Consider the following 25,840-nt stretch of genomic DNA (forward strand, 5'->3'; position numbering starts at 1 on the left):
ACGGTCGTGCCCATGCTCAAGCGCTTCGCACCCCTCGTGCCACTTGCACTCGTGAGCCTGCTTTTCGGCTGCGCCACCCAAGGCCCGGTTACCCAACCGCAGGATCAACAGCCCGTCACCGCCCAGTCCGCGGCCATGGCCAAGCCTTCCGCCTCTTCCGTTTTCGCCGAGGAGCCGCTGGCCACCGAGGAAGACCTGGACACTTTTTCCAGCAACGGCAAGCCCTACGAACTGCCGGCCCTGGCCGACAGCATCCTGGAGCGTGGCATGTCGCTGATCGGCACCCGTTATCGCTTCGGCGGTACTTCGGAGAAGTCCGGCTTCGATTGCAGCGGTTTCATCGGCTATCTGTTCCGCGAGGAGGCCGGCCTCAACCTGCCGCGCTCGACCCGCGAGATGATCAACGTCGATGCCCCCAAGGTTGCCCGCAACAAGCTCAAGCCTGGCGACCTGCTGTTCTTCAGCACCAATGGTCGTGGCCGGGTCAGCCATGCCGGCATCTACCTGGGTGACAACCAGTTCATCCACTCCAGCAGCCGCCGCAGCGGTGGCGTGCGCATCGACAACCTCGGTGACCGCTACTGGAGCAAGACCTTCCTCGAGGCCAAGCGCGCCTTGGCCATGGCGCCGACCACGATCTCGCGCAACTGATATCAAAATGCTGTACCCTGCCACGGCGGCGATGCTGAAAAAGCTCGCCGCCGTGCGCATTTACGAAAAGCGTCTAATCTGAATTCTCAACTCTTTTGACTTCGGCTACGGCCGAACGGTCTCGACAGGAAGTTCTGGCCATGGCGATGATGGCGCGCTTCGCACTCCTTTCCCTGGCGGCACTGCTCGCCGCCTGTTCCAGCCGAGCCCCGGCACCTGCGCCGGTGGCCAAGGCCCCCGTTACCTTCAACGCGCAGGCGGCGTCCTCGCCGGTGGCCGACGACGTGCTGTTCCGGGCTATCGGCCTGGTGGGCACGCCCTATCGCTGGGGCGGCAACACGCCGGACGCCGGGTTCGACTGCAGTGGGCTGATCGGCTACGTGTACCGGGATGCGGCGGGGATCAGCCTGCCGCGCTCGACCCGCGAGATGATCGTCATGCGGGCGCCGAACGTGGATATCGGTTCGCTGCAGTCCGGGGACCTGGTGTTCTTCGCCACCAACGGTGGGTCGCAGGTCAGCCATGCGGGGATCTACGTAGGGGAGGGGCGGTTCGTGCATGCACCTTCCACGGGCGGGACAGTGCGCTTGGATTACCTGTCCAACAGCTACTGGGCCCGGGCCTACCTGCAGGCCAAGCGGGTGCTGCCGCCGGGGCACCTGGCGCGCAATCCCTGAGTCCGATGCCCGCCTGCGAAACGGCATCGGGGCTACCTTGCAGCCCCACAGGTTCACCGTTGCCTCAAGATCAGTGGTGAACCTGTGAGGGCGGGCTTGTCGGGGCACGAACCGCCGTGAATGGGCCGGCACAGGCCAGCCCAAGCCCCTCACTGCTCCTTGCTCACCCGCCAGATCACGTTCCCGACATCATCGGCCACCAGCAACCCGCCCCGCTGGTCATTGACCACGCCCACCGGCCGCCCCATGGCCTTGCCCTTGCCATCGAGAAACCCCGTCAACAGGTCGATCGGCTTCCCGGCGGGTTTCCCCTCGGCGCTGAACGGCACGAAGATCACCTTGTAGCCACTGTGCGGCTTGCGGTTCCACGACCCATGCTGGCCCACGAACGCCCCCTGCTCGAACGGCGCCGGCAGCACACCCGGCTGGGCGAAGGTCAGCCCGAGGGATGCGGTATGCGGCCCCACCGCGTAGTCCGGCACGATGGCCTGGGCGACCTTTTGCCGATCCTGCGGCTCGACCCGCCGGTCCACATGCTGGCCGTAGTAACTGAACGGCCAGCCATAGAAGCCCCCGTCCTTGACTGAGGTGATGTAGTCCGGCACCAGGTCGCTACCGATCTCGTCGCGCTCGTTGACCGCCGTCCACAACGCACCGCTGTGTGGTTCCCAGGCCAGGCCGTTGGGGTTGCGCAGGCCGGAGGCGAAGATCCGGTGCTGGCCGCTGGCCGGGTCCACCTCCCAGATCGCCGCACGGCCTTCTTCCTGGTCCAGGCCGTTTTCGCCGACATTGCTGTTGGAGCCCACCGTGACATAGAGCTTCTTGCCATCGGGGCTGGCGATCACGTTCTTGGTCCAGTGGTGGTTGAGCCGGCCGCCGGGCAGGTCGACCACTTTCTTGCCTTCAGCGCGAATCTGCATGGCCCCCGGCTCGTAGTGGAAGCGCAACAGGCGGTCGGTATCGGCCACGTAGAAGTCCTTGCCCACCAGGGCCATGCCGAAGGGTGAGTTGAGCCCTTCGATGAAGGTGGTGCGAATTTCCGCGACGCCATCACGGTCAGCGTCGCGCAGCAGGGTGATGCGGTTGGCGCTGGGTACGCCGGCGCCGGCCCGTTTCATCACCTGGCCCATGACCCAGCCACGGATTCCCTTGCCGTCGTCGGGCTTGGCCGGGGCGTTGGTCTCGGCCACCAGCACGTCGCCGTTGGGCAGCACGTAGAGCCAGCGGGGATGATCGAGGTGCTCGGCGAAGGCCACCACCTGGGTGCCGGTCGCCGACGTGGGCTTGGCGCCCTCCGGCCAGCCGATCGCCGGGGCGATGTTGACGGTCGGGATCAAGGTCTTGTTCGGCTCGGGCAGTTGCGGGGACGGTCCCGATCCGTCGCTGACGTCCAGGCGCGCGGATTCTCCGCAGCCGCCGAGGCTGACGGCCAGGGCCAGCAGTAGCGCGATATGCATCCTGTCCATGCTCGGGTCCTCGTGGGGGCTCATGTGGAATCAGAGCGACGGGCCACCGTCGAGGTTCAACTTGTCGGTAGGGCGCATTCGGCTAGCTGGGCCCCGCTCAGGCCTGCTTGAGCAGCAGCGCCACGCCGGGAAAGTACTGCGCCGCTTCATTGTGCAACTTGCGATAGGCGTAGGGAAAATACCAGGCGATGGCGCAAGCGCTGTGCTTCTGCAGGTCGTCGACCAGGTCCTGCAACTCCTCGGGGCTGGCATGCTGGCCGGCTTTCCACGGGCTGACGAACAGGGCGCCGACCTTGAGTTGGCTGGGATAGGCGATCTGCCGGGCGAGGGCGGCGGTTTCCTGCACAGCCGTGCTCAGGTCCAGGCGGGCGATGCGCGGCCAGCGCTGGCTGGCGCGCAGGTGGACGCTGTCTTCCGAGGTGCTGATGGACAGGTCGCAGCGGCCCTCGCGCTCGCCCTCGTCACGTTGCTTCTTGCTCATGGACTGTTCCAGCGCCACCAGTTCGGCCTGCCAGGCCGCGGCCGCGAGCAGGCCGGTGTTGGCCGCGGCGCCATGCCAGTACGGGGCCTCGTTGTCGCCATGGACCTGGTTGAAGCGGTCGATGCATTCCGGCCAGCGCTCCAGCGCCGGGCGCAAGAACTCCAGGCGCGGGTTATTGATGATCAGGCCTTGCATGCTGCGCTCTCCTGTCGTTGTGATCGCGTTCAGCGAAAATTGATGGCTATGTGATATCACTGCTTTCAGTTTGTTACAAGCGGCCGGATCGGCCATTGATCCAGGCCAGATCGGCCTCGTTTCATTGACGCTCCGGGTGCAACCCTCTAACCTTCGCGGCGTGTTTCAGGTGCTCTGCCAGCCGAGGCTGGGCAGGGTGAAACTGGGAAGCCGGTGGGCGCCAGCAAGGCGCGATTCCGGCGCTGCCCCCGCAACGGTAGGTGAGTCGAGGACCGCGCAGGGCCACTGGATGCAGGCATCCGGGAAGGCGCGCGGCCCATGGGCCCAGGCCCTGCTCACGAGCCCGGAGACCGGCCTGTCACTGCCAACGGCATCACGGAGGGTGATGCGCGGTGCACCGTGGCGTCCGCCATGGCCCCTGCGCGTTCTCCGTCTGCCCGCCTATCGACCTGTCGTCGCCCATCCGTGCCGACAGCCTGCGGAGAACCCTGATGAGCGAATCCACCGAACGCGACGAACGCCACCTGGCGCGCATGCAGCGCAAGAAGGCGATCATCGACGAACGCATCGCCAACGCGCCCAACGAATGCGGCTTGCTGCTGGTGCTCACCGGCAACGGCAAGGGCAAGAGCAGCTCGGCCTTCGGCATGCTTGCCCGGGCCCTGGGCCACGGCCTGCAATGCGGCGTCGTGCAGTTCATCAAGGGCCGCAACAGCACCGGCGAAGAGCTGTTCTTCCGGCGCTTCCCCGAGCAGGTGCGCTACCACGTGATGGGTGAGGGCTTCACCTGGGAGACTCAGGATCGCCAGCGCGACATCGCCGCCGCCGAGGCGGCCTGGGCGGTTTCGCGCCAACTGCTGCAGGACCCGGGCGTGCAGTTCGTGGTGCTCGACGAGCTGAACATCGCCCTCAAGCACGGCTACCTCGACCTCGACCAGGTGCTCTCGGACATCCAGGCCCGTCCGCCGATGCAGCACGTCATCGTCACGGGCCGTGCCGCCAAGCCGCAGATGATCGAGCTGGCCGATACCGTCACCGAGATGGGCATGGTCAAGCACGCCTTCCAGGCCGGCATCCGCGCGCAGAAGGGCGTGGAACTATGAGCCGACCCCGGCATTGTCCGGCGGTGCTGATCGCAGCACCGGCGTCCGGCCAGGGCAAGACCACGGTCACCGCCGCCCTGGCGCGCCTGCACCGCAACCTCGGGCGCAAGGTGAGGGTGTTCAAGTGCGGGCCGGATTTTCTCGACCCGATGATCCTCGAACGGGCCAGCGGTGCACCGGTGTACCAGCTCGACCTGTGGATGATCGGCGCGCAGGAAAGCCGCCGCCTGCTCTGGGAAGCGGCGGGCACGGCCGACCTGATTCTTATCGAGGGGGTCATGGGGCTGTTCGACGGCACACCGTCGAGCGCCGACCTGGCGCGTCACTTCGGTGTACCCGTGCTGGCGGTGATCGATGGCACAGCCATGGCCCAGACCTTCGGCGCCCTGGCCTTGGGCCTGGCACGCTACCAGCCGGACCTGCCGTTCGCCGGGGTGCTGGCCAACCGCGTCGGCAGCCTGCGCCATGCGCAACTGCTCGAGGGCAGCCTGACCGAGGGCCTGCGCTGGTACGGCGGGCTCTCCCGCGAGCGTGGCATCGAGCTGCCCAGCCGCCACCTGGGGCTGGTCCAGGCCAACGAGCTGAACGACCTGGACCTGCGCCTGGACGCCGCGGCCGAGGCCCTGGGCGCCAGTTGCGACGCCACGCTGCCGCCAGCGGTGGCCTTTGCCGAACCCGACCCTATCGCCCCCGGGCCGTCGCTGGCCGGTGTGCGCATCGGCGTGGCCCGTGACGAAGCCTTCGCCTTCACCTATGGCGCCAACCTCGATCTGTTGCGCGAGCTGGGCGCCGAACTGCGCTTCTTCTCGCCCTTGCACGACCGGGAACTGCCCACGGTAGACAGCCTTTACCTGCCAGGGGGCTACCCTGAGCTGCATCACCAGGCCCTGGCGGCCAATGCCCCCCTGCTCGAGGCGATCCGCGCCCATCACGCCCAGGGCAAGCCGCTGCTGGCCGAGTGCGGTGGCATGCTCTACCTGCTCGAGGCCCTGACCGACGTGGCCGGTGAGCGCGCCACGCTGCTCGGCCTGCTGCCGGGCGAAGCGGTGATGCAAAAGCGCCTGGCGGCCCTGGCGCTGCAGGCTGTGGAACTTCCGGAAGGGACCCTGCGCGGGCATACTTATCATCACTCCCTGACCAGCACCCCGCTCGAACCGATCGCCCGCGGCCAAAGCCCCAACGGCGGTCGTGGCAACGAGGCGGTCTATCGCCAGGGACGGCTGACGGCGTCGTACATCCACTTCTATTTCCCCTCCAACCCTGACGCGGCGGCGGCGCTGCTGCGGCCATGAGCGAACACGCCTTCAGCGACGCCGAGCGCGCCGCGGTCTACCGGGCCATCGGCGAGCGCCGCGACATGCGCCATTTCATCGGTGGTGAGGTAGCGCCAGCGCTGCTGGCCCGCCTGCTGGCCGCCGCGCACCAGGCGCCGAGCGTCGGCCTGATGCAGCCCTGGCGCTTCATTCGCATCAGCCGACGCGAGCTGCGTAGGCAGATCCAGGCGCTGGTGGAGCAGGAGCGCGTGCGCACCGCCGAAGCCTTGGGCGAGCGCTCCGACGCTTTCATGAAACTCAAGGTCGAAGGCATCCACGACTGCGCCGAAGTGCTGGTGGCGGCGCTGATGGACAACCGCGAGGCGCACATCTTCGGCCGCCGCACCCTGCCGGAAATGGACCTGGCCTCCCTGGCCTGCGCGATCCAGAACCTCTGGCTGGCGGCGCGCGCCGAGGGCCTGGGCATGGGCTGGGTGTCGCTGTTCGAACCGCAGGCCCTGGCCCAACTGCTGGGCATGCCCGCTGGCGCCAAGCCGGTGGCAGTGCTGTGCCTGGGGCCTGTGGCGCAGTTCTATGCCGGGCCGATGCTGGTGCTGGAGAACTGGGCCGAGGAGAAGCCCTTGGGCGAGATGCTGTACGAGAACCAATGGGGAGAACGGCCATGAGCGTGGCCCTGCTGACCGTGGCCGGCGTGGCCCTCGATGCCTTGCTGGGCGAACCCCGGCGGCGCCATCCGCTGGTGGCCTTCGGCAACCTGGCGTCGCGCCTGGAGCAACGCCTCAACGCCGGCGGGCGCGGCTGGCGCAGCCACGGCGTGAGCGCCTGGTGCCTGGCGGTGGTCCCGCTGACCCTGCTGGCGCTGATCCTGTCCTGGCTGCCCTATGTCGGCTGGCTGGTGGACGTGCTGGCGCTGTACTGCGCCCTGGGCCTGCGCAGCCTCGGCGAGCATGTGCTGCCGGTGGCCGAGGCCCTGCGGCGTGGCGACCTGGACGCGGCCCGGCAGCGGGTGGGCTACCTGGTCAGCCGCGAAACCCGTGAACTGGACGAGCCCGCCGTGGCCCGGGCGGCCACCGAGTCGGTGCTGGAGAACGGTAGCGACGCGGTGTTCGCCGCGCTGTTCTGGTTCGTCGTCGCCGGTGCCCCTGGCGTGGTGCTGTATCGCCTGAGCAATACCCTCGATGCCATGTGGGGCTACCGTAACCAACGCTTCGAGCGCTTCGGCTGGGCTGCGGCACGCATCGACGATGTACTCAACTACCTGCCCGCCAGGTTGGTGGCGCTGACCTACGCCCTGCTCGGCAAAACCCGCCTGGCCCTGGCCTGCTGGCGCCAGCAGGGGCCCCAGTGGGACAGCCCCAACGCCGGCCCGGTGATGGCCGCTGGCGCCGGTGCCCTGGGCGTGGAGCTGGGCGGCCCGGCGGTGTACCACGGCGAGCTGCATGTGCGTGCGCGCCTGGGCGAAGGGCCGGTGGCCGACGCCCGGGCCATCGAGCGCGGCTGGAGCCTGGTGCAGCGCGGTGTGTGGCTGTGGTTGCTGGTGATCTGCCTGGGAGCCTATCTGAATGCTTGAACATGGTGGCCGGCTGCTGCGTGCGGTGCGGCAGTACGGTATCCCCCGGGAGCAGTGGCTCGACCTGTCCAGCGGCATCGCCCCGTGGCCCTATGCGATTCCAGCGATCCCATTGGAGGCCTGGGCACGCCTGCCCGAGACCGAGGACGGCCTGGAGCAGGCGGCGCGCACCTACTATGGCGCCAGCGCGCTGTTGCCGGTGGCCGGTTCCCAGGCGGCGATCCAGGCCTTGCCCTACCTGCGCCCGGCAGGCCGGGTCGGTGTGCTTACGCCGTGCTATGCCGAGCACCCGCATGCCTGGCGGCGGGCAGGGCACGCACTGGTCGAGTTGGATGACGCCCAGGTCGAAGACTGCCTCGACAGCCTCGACGTGCTGGTGCTGGTCAATCCCAACAATCCCACTGGGCGGCGACTGCCCCGCGAACGCCTGCTCGGCTGGCACGCCCGCCTGGCGCGGCGCGGTGGCTGGCTGCTGGTCGACGAGGCCTTCATGGACAACACCCCCGCCGACAGCCTGGTCGATTGTGCCGCGCGCCCTGGGTTGATCGTGCTGCGTTCGTTCGGCAAGTTCTTCGGCCTGGCAGGCGTGCGCCTGGGTTTCGTGATGGCCGAGCCACCCTTGCTGCAGCGCCTGGCCGAAGCGCTTGGCCCCTGGAGCATCAGCGGCCCGACCCGGGTGCTGGGGCAGGCCTGTTTCAGCGAGCGATCGGCGCACCCGGCGCAAATTGCCCGCTGCGCCCAGGCCAGCCAGCGCCTGGCCGCCTTGCTCGAGGCGGCTGGCCTGCCTGCGGCGGGTGGCTGCGACCTGTTCCAATACGTGCGTACACCGCACGCCGCCCACCTCCATGACTTTCTCGCCCGACGCGGCATCCTCGTGCGCCTGTTCGAGCAGCCGCCGGCGGTGCGCCTGGGGCTGCCTGCCAGTGCCGCACACGAGCAACGCCTGCGCCAGGCGCTGGCGGACTACCAGAAGGAATCGGCATGACCACGCTCATGGTGCAAGGCACCACCTCCGATGCCGGCAAGAGCACGCTGGTCACCGCACTGTGCCGCTGGCTGCTGCGCCAGGGCATCGGCGTGGTGCCGTTCAAGCCGCAGAACATGGCGCTCAACAGCGCGGTGACCGCCGACGGTGGCGAGATCGGCCGCGCCCAGGCGGTGCAGGCCCAGGCCTGCCGGCTGGCGCCGCATACCGATATGAACCCGGTGTTGCTCAAGCCCAACAGCGACACCGGCGCCCAGGTGATCGTCCACGGCCGTGCCGTCACCAGCATGAACGCCGTCGCCTACCATGACTACAAGGCCATCGCTATGCAGGCCGTGCTGGCTTCGCACCAGCGTCTGCGCGCAGCCTACCCGGTGGTGATGGTCGAAGGCGCGGGCTCGCCGGCGGAGATCAACCTGCGGGCCGGCGACATCGCCAACATGGGCTTTGCCGAAGCGGTGGACTGCCCGGTGATTCTGGTGGCCGACATCAATCGCGGCGGGGTCTTCGCCCACCTGGTCGGTACCCTCGAGCTGCTGTCGCCGAGCGAGCAGGCGCGGGTCAAGGGGTTCGTCATCAATCGCTTCCGTGGCGACATCGCCCTGTTGCAGCCGGGCCTGGACTGGCTGGAGCAGCGCACCGGCAAGCCGGTGCTGGGCGTGTTGCCCTACGTCAGCGACCTGCACCTGGAGGCCGAGGACGGCATCGACGTGCGCCAGGCCGCCAAGGGCGAGCGGGTGCTCAAGGTGATCGTCCCGGTGCTGCCGCGCATCAGCAACCATACCGACTTCGACCCGCTGCGCCTGCACCCCCAGGTGGACCTGCAGTTCATCGGCCCGGGCCAGCCTGTCCCACCCGCCGACCTGATCATCCTGCCCGGCTCCAAGAGCGTGCGCGGCGATCTGGCGCAACTGCGCGAGCGTGGCTGGGACACCGCCATCGCTCGCCACCTGCGCTATGGCGGCAAGCTCATCGGGATCTGCGGCGGCCTGCAGATGCTCGGCCACGCCGTGCATGACCCGCTGGGCCTGGAAGGGGCGGCGGGCTCCAGCCCGGGGCTTGGCCTGCTCGACTACGTCACCGTGCTCGAGGCCGACAAACAATTGCGCAACGTCTGCGGCACCTTGGGCCTGGAGCAGGCGCCTGTCGCGGGCTACGAAATCCATGCTGGCGTCACCCGTGGCCCGGCCCTGGAACACCCGGCCGTGCAACTGGCCGATGGCCGTTGCGACGGTGCCGTCAGCGCCGACGGGCAGATCCTCGCCACCTACCTGCATGGCCTGTTCGAAGGCAGCCAGTCGTGCGCCGCGCTGCTGCGCTGGGCGGGCCTGGAAGATGCCGAGGCCATCGACTACGAAGCCTTGCGCGAACGTGACATCGAGCGCCTGGCCGACCTGGTGGACAAGCACCTGGATACCGCGCGCCTGCGCCAGCTTTGTGGAGTCGCCTGACATGCGCAACCTGATCCTCGGCGGCGCCCGCTCCGGCAAGAGCCGCCTGGCCGAGCAACTGGCCACTGCCTGCGGCCTGCCGGTGACCTACATCGCCACCAGCGAGTCGCTGGATGGCGAGATGAACGAACGTGTCCGCCTGCATCGCCAGCGCCGTCCTGCGCAATGGGGGCTGATCGAGGAACCCCTGGCCCTGGCCGCCGTGCTGCGGGCCGAGGCCGCCGAAGGGCGCTGCCTGCTGGTGGACTGCCTGACCTTGTGGTTGACCAACCTGCTGATGCTCGACGATGAACGACGCCTGGCCCAGGAGCGTGACGCGCTGCTCGACAGCCTGGGGACGCTGCCCGGAACGCTCATCCTGGTCAGCAACGAAACCGGTCTGGGCGTGGTGCCCATGGGCGAGCTGACGCGCCGTTACGTCGACCAGGCCGGCTGGTTGCACCAGGCCGTGGCCGAACGCTGCGAGCGCGTAGTGCTGACCGTGGCCGGCCTTCCCCTCATGCTCAAAGGACCCGCTCTATGAACCAGCCCTGGTGGCGCGATGCCTGCCAACCCTTCGACACCGCCGCCATGGAGCAGGCCCGTGTGCGCCAACGGCAACTGACCAAGCCTGCCGGCTCGCTCGGCCAACTGGAGGACCTGGCGGTGCACCTGGCCGGTTTGCAAGGGCGCGAGCGGCCGACCCTGGAGCGGGTCGCCATCACTGTCTTCGCGGGCGACCATGGCGTGGTGGAGGAGGGGATCTCCGCCTACCCGCAGGCCGTGACCGGGCAGATGCTGCGCAACTTCGTCGGTGGCGGCGCGGCGATCAGCGTGCTGGCGCGGCAACTGGAGGCACGCCTGGAAGTGGTCGACCTGGGCACCATCGAGCCCGACCTGGAACTGCCAGGCGTGCACCACCTGCGCTTGGGCAGCGGCACGGCGAACTTCGCCCGTCGCCCGGCAATGACCGAGGTACAGCTAGGTGCCGCTTTTCAGGCCGGCCGCGACAGCGTGCGACGTGCCAGCGAGCAGGGCGTGCAGTTGTTCATCGGTGGCGAGATGGGCATCGGCAACACCACGGCCGCCGCCGCCCTGGCCAGCGTCTTGCTGGGGTGCCCGGCACGCGCGCTCAGTGGCCCGGGGACCGGCCTGGACAGCGCCGGCGTGCGCCACAAGGCCGATGTGATCGAGCGAGCCCTGGCATCGCACGGGCTGCGCGCGGACGATCCGCTGCAGGCCCTGGCCTGTGTCGGTGGTTTCGAGATCGCGGCCCTGGCCGGTGCCTACCTGGCCTGTGCCCAGCAGGGCGTGGCGGTGCTGGTGGATGGCTTCATCTGCAGCGTTGCCGCCCTGGTGGCGGCGCGCCTGAATCCCCAGAGCCGCCCCTGGCTGCTGTTCGCCCACCAGGGGGCCGAACCCGGTCACCAGGCCGTGCTGGAAGCTCTCGAGGCGCAGCCACTGCTGGCCCTTGGCTTGCGCCTGGGCGAGGGCAGCGGTGCGGCGCTGGCGGTGCCATTGTTGCGCCTGGCCTGTGCCCTGCACGGGCAGATGGCGACGTTCGCCGAGGCGGCGGTGGCGGACCGTCCGGCATGATCCTCGACATGTTGCGTCACGGCGAGACCGAACGGGGCGGGGGCTTGCGCGGCAGCCTCGACGACCTCCTGACCGAGCAGGGCTGGGCGCAGATGCGCGAGGCCGTGGCCCAGGCCGGCCCGTGGGATGCGCTGGTCAGTTCGCCGCTGCGCCGCTGCGCGCAGTTCGCCGACGAGCTGGGGGCACGGCTGGGTTTGCCGGTGCAACTGGAGGCCGGTGTGCGCGAGTTGCATTTCGGTGACTGGGAAGGGCGCAGCGCGGCGCAGATCATGCAGGACCAGGCCGATGCCCTGGGGCGCTTCTGGGCTGATCCCTATGCCTTCACGCCGCCTCGGGGCGAGCCGGTGAGCGCTTTTGCCGAGCGGGTCCTGGCTGCCCTCGATGGCCTGGGGCGGCAGCATGCCGGCAAGCGGGTGTTGCTGGTCACCCATGGTGGCGTGATGCGCCTGCTGCTGGCCCAGGCCCGTGGTTTGCCGCGCGAGCAACTGCTGCAGGTGGAGGTTGGGCACGGTGCTTTGGTGCGTCTGGCCCTGGGCAGCGACGGCCGGCTACAGGAGCGCTGCTGAGATGTCGCCGTTCTGGATTGCCCTGCAGTTTCTCAGCAGCCTGCCGGTACGCCTGCCGGGCATGCCGGCACCTCGGGAGGTGGGGCGGTCGCTGTTGTACTACCCGCTGGTAGGCCTGTCGTTCGGCTTGTTGCTGTGGTTGGCCAGTCATCTGTTGCAGGGCACGGCGGCGCCGCTGCACGCGGCCTTGCTGCTGGTGTTGTGGGTCGTGCTCAGTGGTGCCCTGCACCTGGATGGCCTGGCCGACAGTGCCGACGCCTGGCTGGGCGGTTTCGGCGATCGCGAGCGTACCTTGCGGATCATGAAGGATCCGCGCAGCGGCCCGATCGCCGTGGTGACCCTGGTGCTGGTGTTGCTATTGAAGTTCTGTGCCCTGTGGGTGCTGGTGGAAAGAGGCGCGGGAGTCATGCTGGTGCTTGCGCCGGTGGTGGGGCGAGCTGCCTTGCTGGGGTTGTTCATGACCACGCCCTATGTGCGTCCGGGCGGTCTGGGGCAGGCTCTTGCCGAACACCTGCCCAGGCGTGGGGCGGGATGGGTGCTGTTGGCCAGTGCCGGGTTTTGCGTGGTCGTTGGCGGGTGGCGCGGGCTGGCCATGCTGCTGCTTGCAGCGCTGGTGTTCGCCTGGTTGCGTCATGTGATGTGCCGGCGCCTGGGCGGTACCACCGGCGATACGGCGGGGGCGATGCTGGAGATACTGGAACTGGCGGTGGTGCTGGGGGTGGCACTGTTGCCGGTCGGTTAAGGCTTTGGCTGCCATCTGGGGCGCGAAGCGGCCCCAATGGGCCGGTCCAGACACCCGGCGACCTGAAGGCAACCTCTTGCTGTAATGTCTGGCAACCCTTTGGTAACTGCTTCCCTGTGCAACCGGGCGTATCCTCGGCCGCCACTGCAACCGGCCAGGGAGGCCTCCCATGCGTCACTGGATACTCGCCAGCCTGCTCGCGCTGGCTACCCTGCCAGCCACGGCAGCCGATCTGATCGGCTTCTGGAACAGCCCTCGCCATGGCGGCAACAGCTTCAACCGCCTGCCCCCTGACCAAGCCTATTTCGAAGCCCTGCGCGGCTACGGCGCTACCTGGGTGCGGCTGTCCTACGACAAGTGGCGGCCCGAGAAACGCGATTTCCTGCTGGGCAACGCCGATGCCTACCAGGGCCTCGCGGCAGCCGACCTGGCCCAGCTCAGGGCTGTCCTGGACCGCGCCCACGCCGCAGGCCTCAAGGTCGTGATCGCGCCCCTCTCGCTGCCCGGCATGCGCTGGGCGCAAAACAACGAAGGCCAGTTCGACGATCGCCTCTGGCAGGACAAAGGCTATTGGACCCAAGCCGCCAACTTCTGGCGTGACCTGGCCCAGGCACTCGGCGACCACCCGGCCATCGCCGCCTACAACCTGGTCAACGAGCCGGCACCGGAAAAGCAGGGCGGCCTGCCCGAGCATGCCGATCCGCTGCGCATGAAGCAGTGGTACCAGCAGGTGCAGGGAGGCGCGCGCGACCTGCCTGCCCTCTATCGGCAACTGATCGCAGCGATCCGCGAAGTCGATGCCACTACCCCGATCATGGTCGACGCCGGCTGGTACGCCGCGGCCGATGCGTTCAGCTATTGGCCGGCCCCCCTGGCGGACGAGCGCGTGCTGTACAGCCTGCACATGTACGAACCCTACTCGGCCACCAGTGCGCCGAACATGGCCCGCCAAGCGCCCATCGCCTACCCAGGACCCGCGCCCTTTGCGGGGCGCTCCGAGCCATGGGGGGCGAGGCGGGTGGCGCAGTACCTGCAGCAGCCGCTCGACTGGATGGCCACGATGAAACTGCCACGTTCGCGCCTGGTGGTTGGCGAGTTCGGTTGCATGCGCCGCCTGCCTGGTTGTCGGCAGTACCTGGAGGATGTACTCAGCGTGCTGGACCGTCAGCAGGTGCACTGGGCCTTCTACAGTTTCCGCGAAGACAGCTGGGATGGCATGGACTACGAACTGGGTTCGGCCAAGGTGCCCTGGCGCTATTGGCAGGCGATCGAACAGGGCGCGCCGGATCCGCTGCCGCGCAAGGCCACGGCTGAATTCGAGCCGATCCGCAGCCGCTTGGCCCGCTGATCGAGATGTGAAATGTCTTGCAACATTCAATGTACGGGTATATACACGCATTCATGTTGACCAGCGAATGCCTCTGTACCCACCTGCGTCGTGCCGCCCGTGGGGTGAGCCGGCACTATGACGAAGCCCTTGTCGGTTTCGGCATCAATGTCGCCCAGTTTTCCCTGCTTCGCCACCTGCAGCGGCTCGACCGCCCCAGCATCACGTCCCTGGCCGAAGCCATGGGGCTGGATCGCAGCACCCTGGGCCGCAACCTGCGGGTGCTGGAAGCCGAAGGTCTGGTGGCCCTGGCCGAGGGTGACGACCAGCGCAATCGCCTGGTGCTGTTGACCGAGGCGGGCAAGGTGCGGCTGCAGGCGGCCCATCCGGCCTGGGAGCGGGCCCAGCGGCAACTGGTGGAGCGGTTGGGGGAAGGGCAACGGGACGCACTGGTGCGGTTGCTGGAGCGCCTGGCCTGATTCACACACCAGAAGCGGGCAGCTACCCGCCTCAACCTTGCGATGCGCAGGAGAACGACAATGACTTCGGTATGGCGAACCAGCGGATGGATTCTACTGGGGGCGGCGTTGATCCTGGCGCTGTCGCTGGGCGTGCGGCACGGTTTTGGCCTGTTCCTGGCGCCAATGAGCGCCGATTTCGGTTGGGGGCGCGAGGTGTTCGCCTTCGCCATCGCCCTGCAGAACCTGATCTGGGGGCTGGCCCAGCCTTTCGCCGGTGCCCTGGCGGACCGCCTGGGCGCGGCGCGGGTGGTGATCATCGGCGGCATCCTCTATGCCGCGGGCCTGATGCTGATGGGCATGGCCGACTCGGCCTGGTCGCTGTCGCTGAGCGCCGGCTTGTTGATCGGCATCGGGCTTTCGGGAACGTCTTTCTCGGTGATCCTCGGCGTGGTGGGGCGTGCCGTACCGGCGGAAAAGCGCAGCGTGGCCATGGGTATCGCCAGCGCGGCCGGCTCCTTCGGTCAGTTCGCCATGCTGCCCGGCACCCTGGGGCTGATCCAGTGGCTGGGCTGGTCGGCGGCATTGCTGGTGCTGGGCCTGCTGGTGGCCCTGATCATCCCGCTGGTGGGGATGTTGCGGGATCGCCCGCTGCCCAGCCTCGGCGCCGAGCAGACCCTCGGCCAGGCCTTGCGCGAGGCCTGCTCGCACAGCGGTTTCTGGCTGCTGGCCCTGGGCTTCTTCGTCTGTGGTTTCCAGGTGGTGTTCATCGGGGTGCACCTGCCGGCCTATCTGGTGGACCAGCATCTGCCGGCCAGTACCGGCACCACCGTGCTGGCGCTGGTCGGGCTGTTCAATATCGTCGGTACCTACACCGCCGGCTGGCTGGGTGGGCGCATGTCCAAGCCGCGCCTGCTCAGCGCGCTGTACCTGCTGCGTGCTCTGGTGATCGTGCTGTTCCTGTGGGCGCCGGTGACCGAGGTCAGTGCCTACCTGTTCGGCATCGCCATGGGGCTGTTGTGGCTGTCCACGGTACCGTTGACCAATGGCACCGTGGCCACGGTGTTCGGCGTGCGCAACTTGTCCATGCTCGGCGGCATCGTCTTCCTGTTCCACCAGTTGGGTGCTTTCCTGGGGGGATGGCTGGGCGGCGTGGTGTATGACCAGTCCGGCAGCTACGAGCTGGTCTGGCAGATCTCGATCCTGCTCAGCCTGCTGGCTGCCGCGCTCAACTGGCCGGTGCGCGAGCGGCCGGTCGCGCGCTTGCAGGTGCAGGCCGCATGAACCGCTACCTGGCCCGCATCCTCCTGGTGGCGGGTGCGGCAGTGCTCCTGGCGCTGGTGTGGTGGGGCTGGCAACTGGGCGGGTTGCGGTTGATGCAGCTGGGCATGGGCGTTTGTTAGGCGCTACCCTGCAAGTTCAAGGATCGCCTTGCAGGAGAACAACGATGATGCGTGTACGCTGGCTGACGATACCCGCGCTGGCCCTGGCCACCCTTTCTTCCAGTTGGGCAGCGGATTGCCCGGCACTGCTGCAGGGCAGCCTGCCCGAGTTGCGTGGCAAGGAGCAGGTCGACCTGTGCCAGCGTTTCGCGGGCAAGCCGCTGGTGGTGGTGAATACCGCCAGTTATTGCGGCTTCGCCCCGCAGTTCGAAGGGTTGGAGGCGGTCTACAAGGAATACCACGAGCAGGGCCTGGAAATGCTCGGCGTGCCGTCGAACGACTTCAAGCAGGAGGACGCCGACAGCGAGAAGACCGCCAAGGTCTGCTATGCCAACTACGGTGTGACCTTCACCATGACCAAGGCCCAGGCGGTGCGTGGCAAGGATGCGGTGCCGCTGTTCGGCGAGTTGGCGCGCCAGAGCAGTGCGCCGAAGTGGAATTTCTACAAGTACGTGGTAGATCGCCGCGGCAAGGTGATCGCCAATTTCTCCAGCCTGACCAAGCCTGACGACCCGGCGTTCAGGACGGCTATCGAAAAGGCGATCGCTTCCCAACCCTGAGTGCCCGGCCTGGCGAGCGTCGCTGCCTTTCTCGGGCTGGGTCGAAGCGGTGCTAATACCTGGGGCCGCTTCGCGCCCCATCGCTGGCAAGCTCCCACAGTGGGGCCCATGCAGAGGACTCTGTGGGGATCACCCAGCCCTTCGGGCTGCGCTGTCGCGTAGAGAACATGCGGTTGACGCAGGCCCCTGTGGGAGCGGGCTTGCCCGCGAAGGGCCGCAGAGCGGCCCCATGGCCTGAAGAAGCCTACGTCTCTTGCAAGGCCCCGGCGACTCAGAAGCGGTAGGTGAGGGACGCGCCGATACCGTGGGCGCTGTTCTCGTACTTGGCTTGGTAGGAGCCCTTGGTCGCGCTGACCTGGTTGACCTTGGTGTCTTCCTCCCACAGGTAGGAGTACGCCACGTCGATGGTCATGTCGTCGGTCGGGCTCCAGCCGGCGCCGAGGCTCAGCACCTTGCGATCGCCAGTCGGGATGCGCGGCGAACGGTCGTGGTTGTTGGTCGGCGACTGGTCCACGGTGAAGCCGGCACGCAGGATCCACTCCTTGTTCACCTTGTAGGACGCGCCGATGGCGTGTGCCCAGGTGTCATGCCAGTTCTGCTCCTCGCTGATGGTCTGGAACGGCGAACCGACCAGTGCCGGCGGCACATCGTTCTGCACGGTGATGTCTTCCAGGCGGCTCCAGCGGGTCCAGGTGCTGCCCGCGTAGAGGGTCCACTGGTCGTCCAGCTCGTGGGTGATCGACAGGTCGACGGACTCCGGCGTCTTGATCTTCAGGCTGGCGTCGAACTTGCTGCCGTCGTAGGGGCCGATCAGCGGGGTGCTGACGCGGGTCTTGCCCTCGAGCTTGTAGTCGACCATGGAGTGGTAGGTCAGGCCGACGCGGGTGCGGTCGGTGGCCTGGACCAGGATGCCGATGTTGTAGCCGACTGCGGTATCGTCGCCCTTGATCTTCACTTCGCCATCGTTGCTGCCCGGGGTGAACGGGTTGATCAGGCTGGAGCCCAGCTCGCCCTTGATGCGGTTGAAGGTCGGGCCGAAACCGATCGAGACCTTGTCGTTGAAGGCATAGCTGACAGTTGGCTGGAAGGTGATGACCTCGACGTGGCTCTTCTTGCCCCAGTAGCGGGCGGCGTCGTCGCTGCCGTAGTCGGTGACCAGGCCGAACGGTACGTAGACGCCGAAACCGACGCTCCAGTGCTCATCGATTGGCTTGACGTAGTAGCCCATGGGTACGCCGACGGTCGGGACCATGTCGCCGTCGGTCTCTCCCCCCAGGTTGCTGCCTGGGCCCGAGATGTCGGACTTGGCGATGACGGCGGCGCCGCCCACGGTGATTTGCTCGCGCTTGAGGCGCGACATGCCGGCAGGGTTGCCAAAGACGGTGCTGGCATCTTCGGCAGAGGAAGAACGACCCGCGAAACCTGTACCCATGCCGCTGACGCTTTGCTCGTTGAGGGCGAAACCACTGGCGAGCAACTGGCTGGAAGCGAGGGCAACGGCAACGCCGAGGGAGGTTTTGAGCATTGCTTTTTTCATTATTGTGAAACTCCTTGGGATCTCCGGGGCGAAAAGCTACCAACAAATCACGCGCTGCGCCATAGGCTAGATCGCAGGAGTTAGAGCGGTTTTGTAGGACAATCCGACCAAAATTCCGTTTTTTCCGGTTTTAGCGTAGGACGTTTCTCAAGATGCCTGCGACATCATCGGCTCGACGCACAGATGCCAGGCTTGGGTGAAGTCGCGCAGGCGCCCCGGGGGGTGGAAGACCTGCCGCCAGATACGCGCCAACCCCAACAGGTCGTCGGCGGCGGGCAAGGGCGTGGCCTGTTCTTCGATGAGCATCCAGGCGATGGCGGTGGAGTAGCGCAGGTTGACCGCCAACTCCAGGTGCGGCCCGCGCAGGAAGGCGTGCTGGCTGGCCAGGCCACGGACCAGGCTGGCCAGGTCAGGGTCGCGGGCTAGGAAATCGTCCCACAGCGCCTGGTGACGCGTTTCGCCGATCCGGTAGAGACCATGCCCGCGCCGGTCGTGCAACGCCGAGCCGAGCGCCGATTGGCTGGCGGCGACGCCCAACAGCAGGGCCTCGGCGCTTTCGCAATGGCGGTCCAGGTAGACCAGGGTCGGCCGGATCACATACTGACACAACTCTTTCGCTGCGATACCCATGATGCCCTCGAACGATAAAGGCCGACGGGCACTGGAGCTTGGCAGCTGGTGGATTGATCAGGCCCGCCGGAAGCGGCTCGCACCGCTCGAGTTGAAGTGTAGTGTGATAATCATGGTGTAAAGGGCTGTTTTTAAATCGATTGCTGCCTGTCGTCCGGTGCTATATGCCCTACGGCAATTACGCCAAGAACGATCAGGCAGCGCAGTGGCGGGGATCGATCGCCTGAATGGGCGGGCATTCGCCGCTCATGCGGCCAGCGACTGGCGGGTTCGCTCGATCACTGCCTGCAGCGGTTCGCCGCGGCCGTATTGCTCGGGGTACAGGCGCTCGGTGTGGCACGCGACGCCATGTTCGTCGACCAGGGTGAAGCTGAAGCTGCCCTTGCGTGGGGCGACGATCAGGCACTTCAGTGGGGCGAAGGCCTGGGAAAGGGTGCCGATGGCAGCCTGGATCTGATGGTGCGTATTCATATTGTTGGATGTTCCTGCTTTAAACACGGGTTTCGATCCGTGCATCTTAGAAACGTTCCAGTGACGTCATTATTAAGGGACGCAGAACCTGACTGGAACAGGGCAGCCAGGGAGGCGCAATAAAAAGTGGGCGCTGGGCTGACTGGTAGGTACGTCAAAAGGCGGGCAAGCACACCAGGGCCAAGGTTCGTTGCCTCTGGGTGAAGATCCCGATCAATCTGTGCGTGATTCGTGCTAGGGCAGCTAGGGCTGCCGAGTGAACCATCGAATGGGCCGGTCCGTTTTCAGCATCGCCCGGAGGATCGAGCCGATGACTGAAGGGCGCTTGTGGCCAGAATTGACTTTCAGCTGGGTACTAACAGGGCGGCACCATACAGGAAGCACGCAGCAGGTGCAAGCCTTTGTTCGTTTCGCCAGGCGAGCCGAACAGTATGGCCTTTCTTGCTCAGTCTGTGAAGTAGGGCAAACGGATCATACGCGGCGGGATGATGCCATTTCGTGCATTCAAATGGAGGGATTCGGTGCACTTGTACACACTTGGTGCACGACTTGTAACGGCCCCGCAACATGTCTCGGCGGGCTCGCCAATGCCTTGACTGCACGCTTAAGTCAATGAAAAAAAACACTAATTTTTACTGGTGAAAAAATCGTCAGTTTGACTGAAACCCCCGTTTCATCGGGGTTTGAGGACTTGTCGAGGGGGTTGTCCACCGAGTTATCCACAGGATCTGTGGATTGTCCCGAGCGCTTGCTCTAGGACGGGCGTGCCAGCTCTTTTTCGAACTGTCCGACAATCGTCAACCCGGGATGATGGCAGGGACCACCCAATCGAAAACGTCAAGAAAAGATCATCGAATTTTTTTTTCGCCTGCGTGGCGATCGATCAGGCCATCGGCGAAAAAATGGAGTAGAGTGGCGCGCCTCTCGAGTTGCCTTCGCTGTTTGGTCATGAAGTTTCGCGGTAAATACCTCGCAAGCCCCGCTGCAACCCCGTCGGTGCCATCCCCCAAGCGTTTTTCCCTGAAAGTGGCCCTCTGGCTGCTCGATAGCCCGCGCCTGGGCGACAAGCCCAGCGTCAAGCACCTGGCCGGTCGTCTGCTCAAGCAGCCGGCGCGCCAGGGCGTGGTGGTCGCCCAGAGCCGCCTGGGGCAGATGCTCTGCCGGGACTGCGGTAACGCCCGTGACCGCCGCATCGGCCATGAGCTGCTGCGCCAGGCCGCACGGGCCGGCGACCGGCGGGCGCAGGTGGAGTATGCCCGCCTGTGCCAGCACAGTGAGCCGGAGCAGGCCCGCTACTGGCTGGAGTTGGCGGCGGGGCAGGGGTCGCAGGAGGCGCGGCGGTTGCTTGGGCAGTTGCGCTCGAGTTGATACCTGGGGCGGCACGACCACCCGGGCCTCACCTGTTAAGCTGCGCGCAGCATTGTCGAACATCGATCGGAGTAGCTATGGCAGTGGACCTTGCCAGTATCCTGCTGGGCATCGTGGCAGCAGCGGTTCCATGCCTGGCCTGGGCGTTGCAGGTGCAGCGACGGCTGTCGGCCCGGCAATCGGAACTGGCCCTGGTGCAAGAGCGTCTCACCGGTGCGCAACTGGCCCAGGAAGGCCTGCAGGCCCAGCTGGAGGCCTGCCGCGACGAGATCAGCGACCTGAGCGAGGCCAACGTGGCCAAGCAGACCACCCTGGCCGCCCAGGCCCGGGAACTGGAACTGCTGCAGATCGAGCGTGACAACGCCCGCGACGCCGCCCATGCCTGGCAACTGGAACGTGTCGGCCGCGAGGCCGAGCTGCGGCGCCTGGAGGCCCAGGTCGCGCGCCTGGAGGCCGAGTTGCGTGAGCAGCAGGAAAGCCACCAGCAACGCCTGGAAGACCTGCAGGAAGCCCGCGACACCTTGCGTGCGCAGTTCGCCGAGATGGCCACGAAGATCTTCGATGAGCGCGAGCAGCGTTTCGCCCAGACCAGCCAGCAGCACCTGGGGCAGTTGCTCGACCCGCTCAAGGAGCGCATCCAGGCCTTCGAGAAGCGCGTGGAGGAGAGCTACCAGCAGGAGGCCCGCGAGCGTTTTTCCCTGGCCAAGGAGCTCGAGCGCCTGCAGCAGCTCAACCTGCGCCTGTCCAACGAAGCCACCAACCTGACCCAGGCGCTCAAGGGCCAGAAGACCCAGGGCAACTGGGGCGAGCTGATCCTCGAACGGGTGCTGGAGCATGCCGGCCTGGAAAAGGGCCGCGAATACCTGACCCAGGTCAGCCTCAAGAGCGCCGAGGGCGAGCGCTACCAGCCCGATGTACTGATCATGCTGCCCGGCGACAAGCAGGTGGTGGTCGATGCCAAGGTCAGCCTCACCGCCTACCAGCAATTCGTCGGCGACGACGACGCCGAGCGCGCCCAGGCTGCGCTGAAGCAGCACGTGCAGTCCCTGCGCAGCCACGTCAAAGGGCTCTCCAGCAAGGACTACAACCGCCTGGAGGGCTTGCACAGCCTGGATTTCGTCCTGCTCTTCGTGCCCATCGAGGCGGCCTTCTCGGCGGCCCTGCAGGCCGAGCCCAACCTGTTCCAGGAGGCCTTCGACCGGCAGATCGTGATCGTCAGCCCCACCACCCTGCTGGCCACCCTGCGGGTGATCGACAGCCTGTGGAAGCAGGAGCGCCAGGGCCAGAACGCCCGGGAGATCGCCGAGCGTGCCGGGTGGCTGTACGACAAGTTCGTGTTGTTCATCCAGGACCTGGACGAGCTGGGCAGCCGCCTGCAGCAGGTGGACAAGGCCTATGCCGCGGCGCGCAACAAACTCTGCGAAGGGCGTGGCAACCTGGTCAGCCGCAGTGAGCAGCTCAAGCTGCTCGGCGCCCGGGCCAGCAAGAGCCTGCCGGCCGACTTGCTCGAACGCGCGCTGTCCGACGACGCGGTGCCTGACGAGGCGCTCACTGAACCAGGCTCAGATGCCGATTGAGCAGGGCGCGCAGGGCCGCTGGCTTGACCGGCTTGGCCAGGTAGTCGAGGCCGGCGGCATGGACCATGGCGATGGTCTCGTTGCGTCCGTCGGCGCTGATCACCACGCCCGGTACCGGTTCGCCCAGGCGGGTGCGTAGCCAGGCCATCAGCTCGGTCCCCGTCTCGCCATCGTCCAGGTGGTAGTCCACCAGCGCCAGGTGCGGGCGCATGCCCTTGGCCAGCAGGGCTTCGCATTCGGCGCGGCTGCGCGCGGTCCACACCTGGCAACCCCAGCGGCTGAGCAGGCTGTTCATGCCGACCAGGATGCTGTCTTCGTTGTCGACGCACAGCACCTGCAGCCCGGCCAGCGGTTGGCCAGCCTGTGGCTCCGGTGGCGCGCTGGGCGCCGCGACGGCGGCCTTGGCGATCGGCACGCCGACCCGGAACACGCTGCCCTTGCCTGGCCAGGAGCGCACCTGAAGCGGATGGCCGAGCACCCGGCACAAGCCGTCGGCGATCGCCAGGCCCAGGCCCAGGCCTTTTTCGGCGCGCGTCTGGTGGCTGTCCAGGCGCTTGAACTCCTGGAAGATCACCTGCAGCTTGTCGTCGGCGATGCCTGGGCCTCGGTCCCAGACTTCCAGCCACAGGCGCCCGCCCTGGCGGCGCACGCCAAGCAGCAGTGGGCTCTTGCCATAGCGCAGGGCGTTGGTCAGGAAGTTCTGCAGCACCCGCCGCAACAGTTTCATGTCGCTGTCGACCCGCAGGCGACTGCCGCGCAGGCGGAACTCCAGGCCCTTTTCCGCAGCCAGCAGCTTGAACTCGGCACCGAGGGTGTCGAACAGCTCGTTGAGGGCGAAGGGCTTGATGTCGGGGGTGATCCTGCCGTTTTCCAGGCGCGAGATGTCCAGCAGGTCGCTGATCAGTTCCTCGGCCGAGCGCAGCGAGCTGTCCATGTGCTGCACCAACTGCCGGGCTTCCTCGGACATGCCCTCGGCCTGCTGCGACAGGGCGGCGGAGAACAGCCGCGCGGCATTGAGCGGTTGCATCAGGTCGTGGCTGACCGCGGCCAGGAAGCGGGTCTTGGACTGGCTGACCGCCTCGGCATGGCTCTTGGCCTCGGACAGCGCCTGGTTGAGCTGGGACAGCTCATGGGTGCGCTCGGCGACCCGCTGCTCCAGGCCCTCGTTGGCGTCCTTGAGCGCCTGCTCGGCCTCGCGGAACGGGGTGATGTCGGTGAAGCTCATGACGAAGCCGCCGCCAGGCATGGGGTTGCCGATCAGCTCGATCACCCGGCCGTTGGGGAACAGCCGCTCGGAGGTATGGGCACGGCCCTGGCGCATCCAGTGCAGGCGCCGGGCCACATGGACCTGGGCCTCGCCGGGGCCGCACAGGCCACGTTCGGCGTTGTAGCGGATGATGTCGGCAATTGGCCGGCCCACGCTGATCAGCCCGTCGGGGTAGTTGAACAGCTCCAGGTAGCGCCGGTTCCAGGCCACCAGGTGCAGGTTCTGGTCCACCACGCTGATGCCCTGGTTGATGTTCTCGATCGCCCCCTGCAGCAGGGCGCGGTTGAACTGCAGCACCTCGCTGGCCTCGTCGGCGATGCGCACCACGTCCTCGAGCTGCATGTCGCGGCCTTCGATGGCGGCCTTGACCACCGCACGGGTCGAGGAGGTGCCGAGCACGCCGGCCAGCAGGCGCTCGGTGTGTTCGATCCAGTCGCCGTCGGCGTTCTGGTTGGGGTTGAAGCCCTTGCCCTGGCGGTAGGCGAAGCGGATGAAGCTCTGCCGCGCGCGTTCCTCGCCGACGAAGCGTGCCGCCAGCTTGAGCAGGTCGTCGATCTGCACCGCCAGCAGCGACCGGCTGTTGGGGCGGGTGGTCTGCTGGCCGATGAAGCGCCCGGCCTGCCAGTGTTCCGAGACCCGGGTGCGGGAGAAGATCGAGACCCAGGCGAACAGCACGAAGTTGCCCGCCAGCGACAGCACCACGCCCTGGGTCAGCGGGGTGATCGGCAGGTTCAACGGGTTGCCGTGCAGCCAGGCAAGGCCAGGGAACAATTGCAGCGACCAGCCCAGGCTGTGCGCGGCGATCGGCAGCACCAGGGTGTAGAACCACAGGAAGATCCCGGCCGCCAGGCCCGCGAACACGCCGCGCCGGTTGGCCTGTTTCCAGTACAGTGCGCCGAGCATGGCCGGGGTCAGCTGGGTCACTGCGGCGAAGGCGATCTGGCCGATGGTCGCCAGGCTCGCGGTGGAACCGAGCAGGCGGTAGCTGACGTAGGCGAGCAGAAGGATGACCACGATGGTCACTCGGCGGACCGAGAGCATCCAGTGGCGGAACGCCTCGAACGGCCGTTCGGCGTTCTTGCGGCGCAGCAGCCAGGGCAGCAGCATGTCGTTGGACACCATGGTCGACAGCGCCACGGCCTCGACGATGACCATGCCGGTGGCGGCCGAGGCGCCGCCGATGAAGGCCAGCAGGGCCAGGCTCGGGTGGGCTTCGGCCAGGGGCAGGCTGATGACGAAGGAGTCGGAGATCACCGTGCCCGGCAGCAGCATCTGCCCAGCCAGGGCGATCGGCACCACGAACAGCGCGGCCAGGGCCAGGTACAGGGGGAAGACCCAGCGCGCCATGCGCATGTCCTGGGGCTCGATGTTCTCCACCACGGTGACGTGGAACTGTCGCGGCAGGCAGATGATCGCCATCATCGCCACGGCCGTCTGCACCACCATCGAGGGCCAGTTGATGGTCTCCTGCCAATAGCTTTCCAGGTGCGTCGACTGGCGCGCCTGCTCGAACAGGTCGTCGAAGCCGTCGTACAGGTTGAACACCACGAAGGCGCCCACGGCGAGGAATGCCAGCAGCTTGACCAGCGATTCGAAGGCGATCGCCAGGACCATGCCGCGGTGGTGCTCGGTGACATCCAGGCTGCGGGTCCCGAAGACGATGGAGAACAGCGCCAGCACCAGCGACACCACCAGCGCGGTGTCCTGCACGCGGGTGCCGGTGGCATCGGCGCTGGCGCCGATCAGCAGGTTGACGCCGAGCACGATGCCCTTGAGCTGCAGGGCGATGTAGGGCAGCACGCCCACCAGGCAGATCAGCGCCACCACCACGGCCAGGGTCTGCGACTTGCCATAGCGCGCGGCGATGAAGTCGGCGATCGAGGTGATGTTCTGCTGCTTGCTGATCAGCACCATCTTTTGCAGCACCCAGGGGGCGAAGATCAGCAGCAGCACCGGCCCCAGGTAGATCGGCAGGAACGCCCACAGCTGTTCGGCGGCCTGGCCGACCGCGCCGAAGAAGGTCCAACTGGTGCAGTACACCGCCAGCGACAGGCTGTACACCCAGGCACGCAGGCGCGGCGGCAGCGGGGTGCTGCGGCGGTCGCCGTAGAAGGCGATGGCGAACATGATGGCCATATAGGCCAGGGCGACCACGGCGATCAGCCCGCTGGACAACGACATGCAAACTCCGGAGCAAAGAATAGAACGCGGTCCCGATCAATCAGTCTGGCATGGCGCCTGGCGTTCGTCAGCGCAGACGATGGTCGCAGTGGCAGGACGTCGCAGCCCTTGCTGCTCAGCATAAGGGCGAGGGCGGGGTTTGTCGTGAGTCTTTGTGGTGCTCAAGCTCGATGCCGGTCATTCGAGTGGCAGCGGGGCTGCTGTGCCGCCATCGTCGGCAAGCCCCACAGGGGGCGTGGTGCTCCTTCGGCATCTGCTTGGCAGAGGATTCTGTGGGTGCGGCTTG

At 67.0% G+C, this 25,840-nt stretch carries 25 protein-coding genes and 1 riboswitch; of the genes, 19 read left to right on the forward strand and 6 right to left on the reverse strand.

Annotated elements, in window-relative coordinates; all coding sequences use genetic code 11:
- Positions 1–12: 12 nt before the first annotated feature.
- Both ABFA30_RS10800 and ABFA30_RS10805 read left to right on the forward strand, forming a co-directional pair.
- Complete coding sequence (locus ABFA30_RS10800) at positions 13–651, forward strand: C40 family peptidase (RefSeq protein WP_225788306.1); 639 nt, start codon at positions 13–15, stop codon at positions 649–651.
- A 140-nt stretch (positions 652–791) separates the two neighbouring features.
- Positions 792–1,328: a C40 family peptidase gene (locus ABFA30_RS10805; RefSeq protein WP_225788305.1), complete on the forward strand. Its 537-nt coding sequence runs from the start codon at positions 792–794 to the stop codon at positions 1,326–1,328.
- A gap of 149 nt (positions 1,329–1,477) precedes the next feature.
- On the opposite strand, the gene ABFA30_RS10810 is transcribed toward ABFA30_RS10805, so the two are convergent.
- Both ABFA30_RS10810 and ABFA30_RS10815 read right to left on the reverse strand, forming a co-directional pair.
- Positions 1,478–2,794 carry a PQQ-dependent sugar dehydrogenase gene (locus tag ABFA30_RS10810; RefSeq protein ID WP_410045414.1) on the reverse strand — a complete coding sequence of 439 codons (1,317 nt, stop codon included), beginning with the start codon at positions 2,792–2,794 and terminating at the stop codon, positions 1,478–1,480.
- Positions 2,795–2,891: 97 nt separating this feature from the next.
- Positions 2,892–3,470: a hypothetical protein gene (locus tag ABFA30_RS10815; protein ID WP_253081115.1), complete on the reverse strand. Its 579-nt coding sequence runs from the start codon at positions 3,468–3,470 to the stop codon at positions 2,892–2,894.
- Between the two features lie 150 nt (positions 3,471–3,620).
- A riboswitch (cobalamin riboswitch) is annotated at positions 3,621–3,844 on the forward strand.
- A 117-nt stretch (positions 3,845–3,961) separates the two neighbouring features.
- Between ABFA30_RS10815 and cobO the strand changes: the two genes are divergently transcribed.
- The 15 genes from cobO to ABFA30_RS10890 all read left to right on the forward strand — a co-directional run bounded on the left by cobO (position 3,962) and on the right by ABFA30_RS10890 (position 16,523).
- Positions 3,962–4,573 (forward strand): cob(I)yrinic acid a,c-diamide adenosyltransferase, encoded by a 612-nt coding sequence (gene cobO / locus ABFA30_RS10820; protein ID WP_225788302.1) that lies wholly within the window; start codon positions 3,962–3,964, stop codon positions 4,571–4,573.
- Positions 4,570–5,865 (forward strand): cobyrinate a,c-diamide synthase, encoded by a 1,296-nt coding sequence (locus tag ABFA30_RS10825; RefSeq protein WP_410045415.1) that lies wholly within the window; start codon positions 4,570–4,572, stop codon positions 5,863–5,865. Before cobO ends, ABFA30_RS10825 begins: the two co-directional genes overlap by 4 nt.
- A complete protein-coding gene (gene bluB / locus ABFA30_RS10830) occupies positions 5,862–6,512 on the forward strand; it encodes a 5,6-dimethylbenzimidazole synthase (RefSeq protein ID WP_225788300.1) in 651 nt (216 codons plus the stop codon). Before ABFA30_RS10825 ends, bluB begins: the two co-directional genes overlap by 4 nt.
- Positions 6,509–7,417 carry an adenosylcobinamide-phosphate synthase CbiB gene (cbiB, locus tag ABFA30_RS10835; RefSeq protein ID WP_253081113.1) on the forward strand — a complete coding sequence of 303 codons (909 nt, stop codon included), beginning with the start codon at positions 6,509–6,511 and terminating at the stop codon, positions 7,415–7,417. Before bluB ends, cbiB begins: the two co-directional genes overlap by 4 nt.
- Positions 7,410–8,402 carry a threonine-phosphate decarboxylase CobD gene (cobD, locus tag ABFA30_RS10840; RefSeq protein ID WP_253081112.1) on the forward strand — a complete coding sequence of 331 codons (993 nt, stop codon included), beginning with the start codon at positions 7,410–7,412 and terminating at the stop codon, positions 8,400–8,402. The genes cbiB and cobD overlap by 8 nt, the downstream gene beginning before the upstream one ends.
- Entirely contained in the window at positions 8,399–9,853 is a 1,455-nt protein-coding gene (locus ABFA30_RS10845) for a cobyric acid synthase (RefSeq protein ID WP_225788297.1), read from the forward strand. Before cobD ends, ABFA30_RS10845 begins: the two co-directional genes overlap by 4 nt.
- A gap of 1 nt (position 9,854) precedes the next feature.
- The gene (gene cobU / locus ABFA30_RS10850; protein WP_410045416.1) at positions 9,855–10,376 is read left to right on the forward strand and encodes a bifunctional adenosylcobinamide kinase/adenosylcobinamide-phosphate guanylyltransferase; all 522 of its coding nucleotides are present in this window, start codon (positions 9,855–9,857) and stop codon (positions 10,374–10,376) included.
- The gene (cobT, locus tag ABFA30_RS10855; protein ID WP_410045417.1) at positions 10,373–11,428 is read left to right on the forward strand and encodes a nicotinate-nucleotide--dimethylbenzimidazole phosphoribosyltransferase; all 1,056 of its coding nucleotides are present in this window, start codon (positions 10,373–10,375) and stop codon (positions 11,426–11,428) included. Before cobU ends, cobT begins: the two co-directional genes overlap by 4 nt.
- Complete coding sequence (cobC, locus tag ABFA30_RS10860; RefSeq protein ID WP_225788294.1) at positions 11,425–11,994, forward strand: alpha-ribazole phosphatase family protein; 570 nt, start codon at positions 11,425–11,427, stop codon at positions 11,992–11,994. The genes cobT and cobC overlap by 4 nt, the downstream gene beginning before the upstream one ends.
- A 1-nt stretch (position 11,995) precedes the next feature.
- Positions 11,996–12,736: an adenosylcobinamide-GDP ribazoletransferase gene (locus ABFA30_RS10865; RefSeq protein ID WP_225788293.1), complete on the forward strand. Its 741-nt coding sequence runs from the start codon at positions 11,996–11,998 to the stop codon at positions 12,734–12,736.
- Positions 12,737–12,905: 169 nt separating this feature from the next.
- Positions 12,906–14,084 (forward strand): glycoside hydrolase family 5 protein, encoded by a 1,179-nt coding sequence (locus ABFA30_RS10870; RefSeq protein WP_410045418.1) that lies wholly within the window; start codon positions 12,906–12,908, stop codon positions 14,082–14,084.
- 53 nt (positions 14,085–14,137) lie between these two features.
- Complete coding sequence (locus ABFA30_RS10875; RefSeq protein WP_253167961.1) at positions 14,138–14,542, forward strand: MarR family winged helix-turn-helix transcriptional regulator; 405 nt, start codon at positions 14,138–14,140, stop codon at positions 14,540–14,542.
- Between the two features lie 60 nt (positions 14,543–14,602).
- On the forward strand, positions 14,603–15,805 hold the full coding sequence (locus ABFA30_RS10880; RefSeq protein WP_225788290.1) for an MFS transporter: 1,203 nt from the start codon (positions 14,603–14,605) through the stop codon (positions 15,803–15,805).
- Positions 15,802–15,924 (forward strand): hypothetical protein, encoded by a 123-nt coding sequence (locus ABFA30_RS10885; RefSeq protein WP_410045419.1) that lies wholly within the window; start codon positions 15,802–15,804, stop codon positions 15,922–15,924. Before ABFA30_RS10880 ends, ABFA30_RS10885 begins: the two co-directional genes overlap by 4 nt.
- A gap of 47 nt (positions 15,925–15,971) precedes the next feature.
- Positions 15,972–16,523, forward strand: a complete 552-nt coding sequence (locus ABFA30_RS10890; protein ID WP_410046040.1) for a glutathione peroxidase — start codon at positions 15,972–15,974, stop codon at positions 16,521–16,523.
- 271 nt (positions 16,524–16,794) lie between these two features.
- On the opposite strand, the gene ABFA30_RS10895 is transcribed toward ABFA30_RS10890, so the two are convergent.
- The 3 genes from ABFA30_RS10895 to ABFA30_RS10905 form a co-directional block, all read right to left on the reverse strand.
- Positions 16,795–18,060, reverse strand: coding sequence for an OmpP1/FadL family transporter (locus ABFA30_RS10895; RefSeq protein ID WP_225788289.1), 1,266 nt, complete (start codon positions 18,058–18,060; stop codon positions 16,795–16,797).
- A 147-nt stretch (positions 18,061–18,207) separates the two neighbouring features.
- Positions 18,208–18,690: a hypothetical protein gene (locus tag ABFA30_RS10900; protein ID WP_225788288.1), complete on the reverse strand. Its 483-nt coding sequence runs from the start codon at positions 18,688–18,690 to the stop codon at positions 18,208–18,210.
- Between the two features lie 246 nt (positions 18,691–18,936).
- Entirely contained in the window at positions 18,937–19,161 is a 225-nt protein-coding gene (locus tag ABFA30_RS10905; protein WP_225788287.1) for a hypothetical protein, read from the reverse strand.
- 948 nt (positions 19,162–20,109) lie between these two features.
- Between ABFA30_RS10905 and ABFA30_RS10910 the strand changes: the two genes are divergently transcribed.
- The gene (locus tag ABFA30_RS10910; protein ID WP_225788286.1) at positions 20,110–20,529 is read left to right on the forward strand and encodes a tetratricopeptide repeat protein; all 420 of its coding nucleotides are present in this window, start codon (positions 20,110–20,112) and stop codon (positions 20,527–20,529) included.
- Positions 20,530–20,720: 191 nt separating this feature from the next.
- Positions 20,721–22,106 (forward strand): DNA recombination protein RmuC, encoded by a 1,386-nt coding sequence (gene rmuC / locus ABFA30_RS10915; RefSeq protein ID WP_225788356.1) that lies wholly within the window; start codon positions 20,721–20,723, stop codon positions 22,104–22,106.
- Here rmuC and ABFA30_RS10920 read toward each other — a convergent pair.
- Entirely contained in the window at positions 22,078–25,554 is a 3,477-nt protein-coding gene (locus tag ABFA30_RS10920; RefSeq protein WP_225788285.1) for a PAS domain-containing hybrid sensor histidine kinase/response regulator, read from the reverse strand. The genes rmuC and ABFA30_RS10920 overlap by 29 nt on opposite strands.
- Positions 25,555–25,840: the final 286 nt, after the last annotated feature.

Source organism: Pseudomonas sp. HLMP (genome assembly GCF_046365545.1).
Taxonomy (GTDB): domain Bacteria; phylum Pseudomonadota; class Gammaproteobacteria; order Pseudomonadales; family Pseudomonadaceae; genus Aquipseudomonas; species Aquipseudomonas guariconensis_B.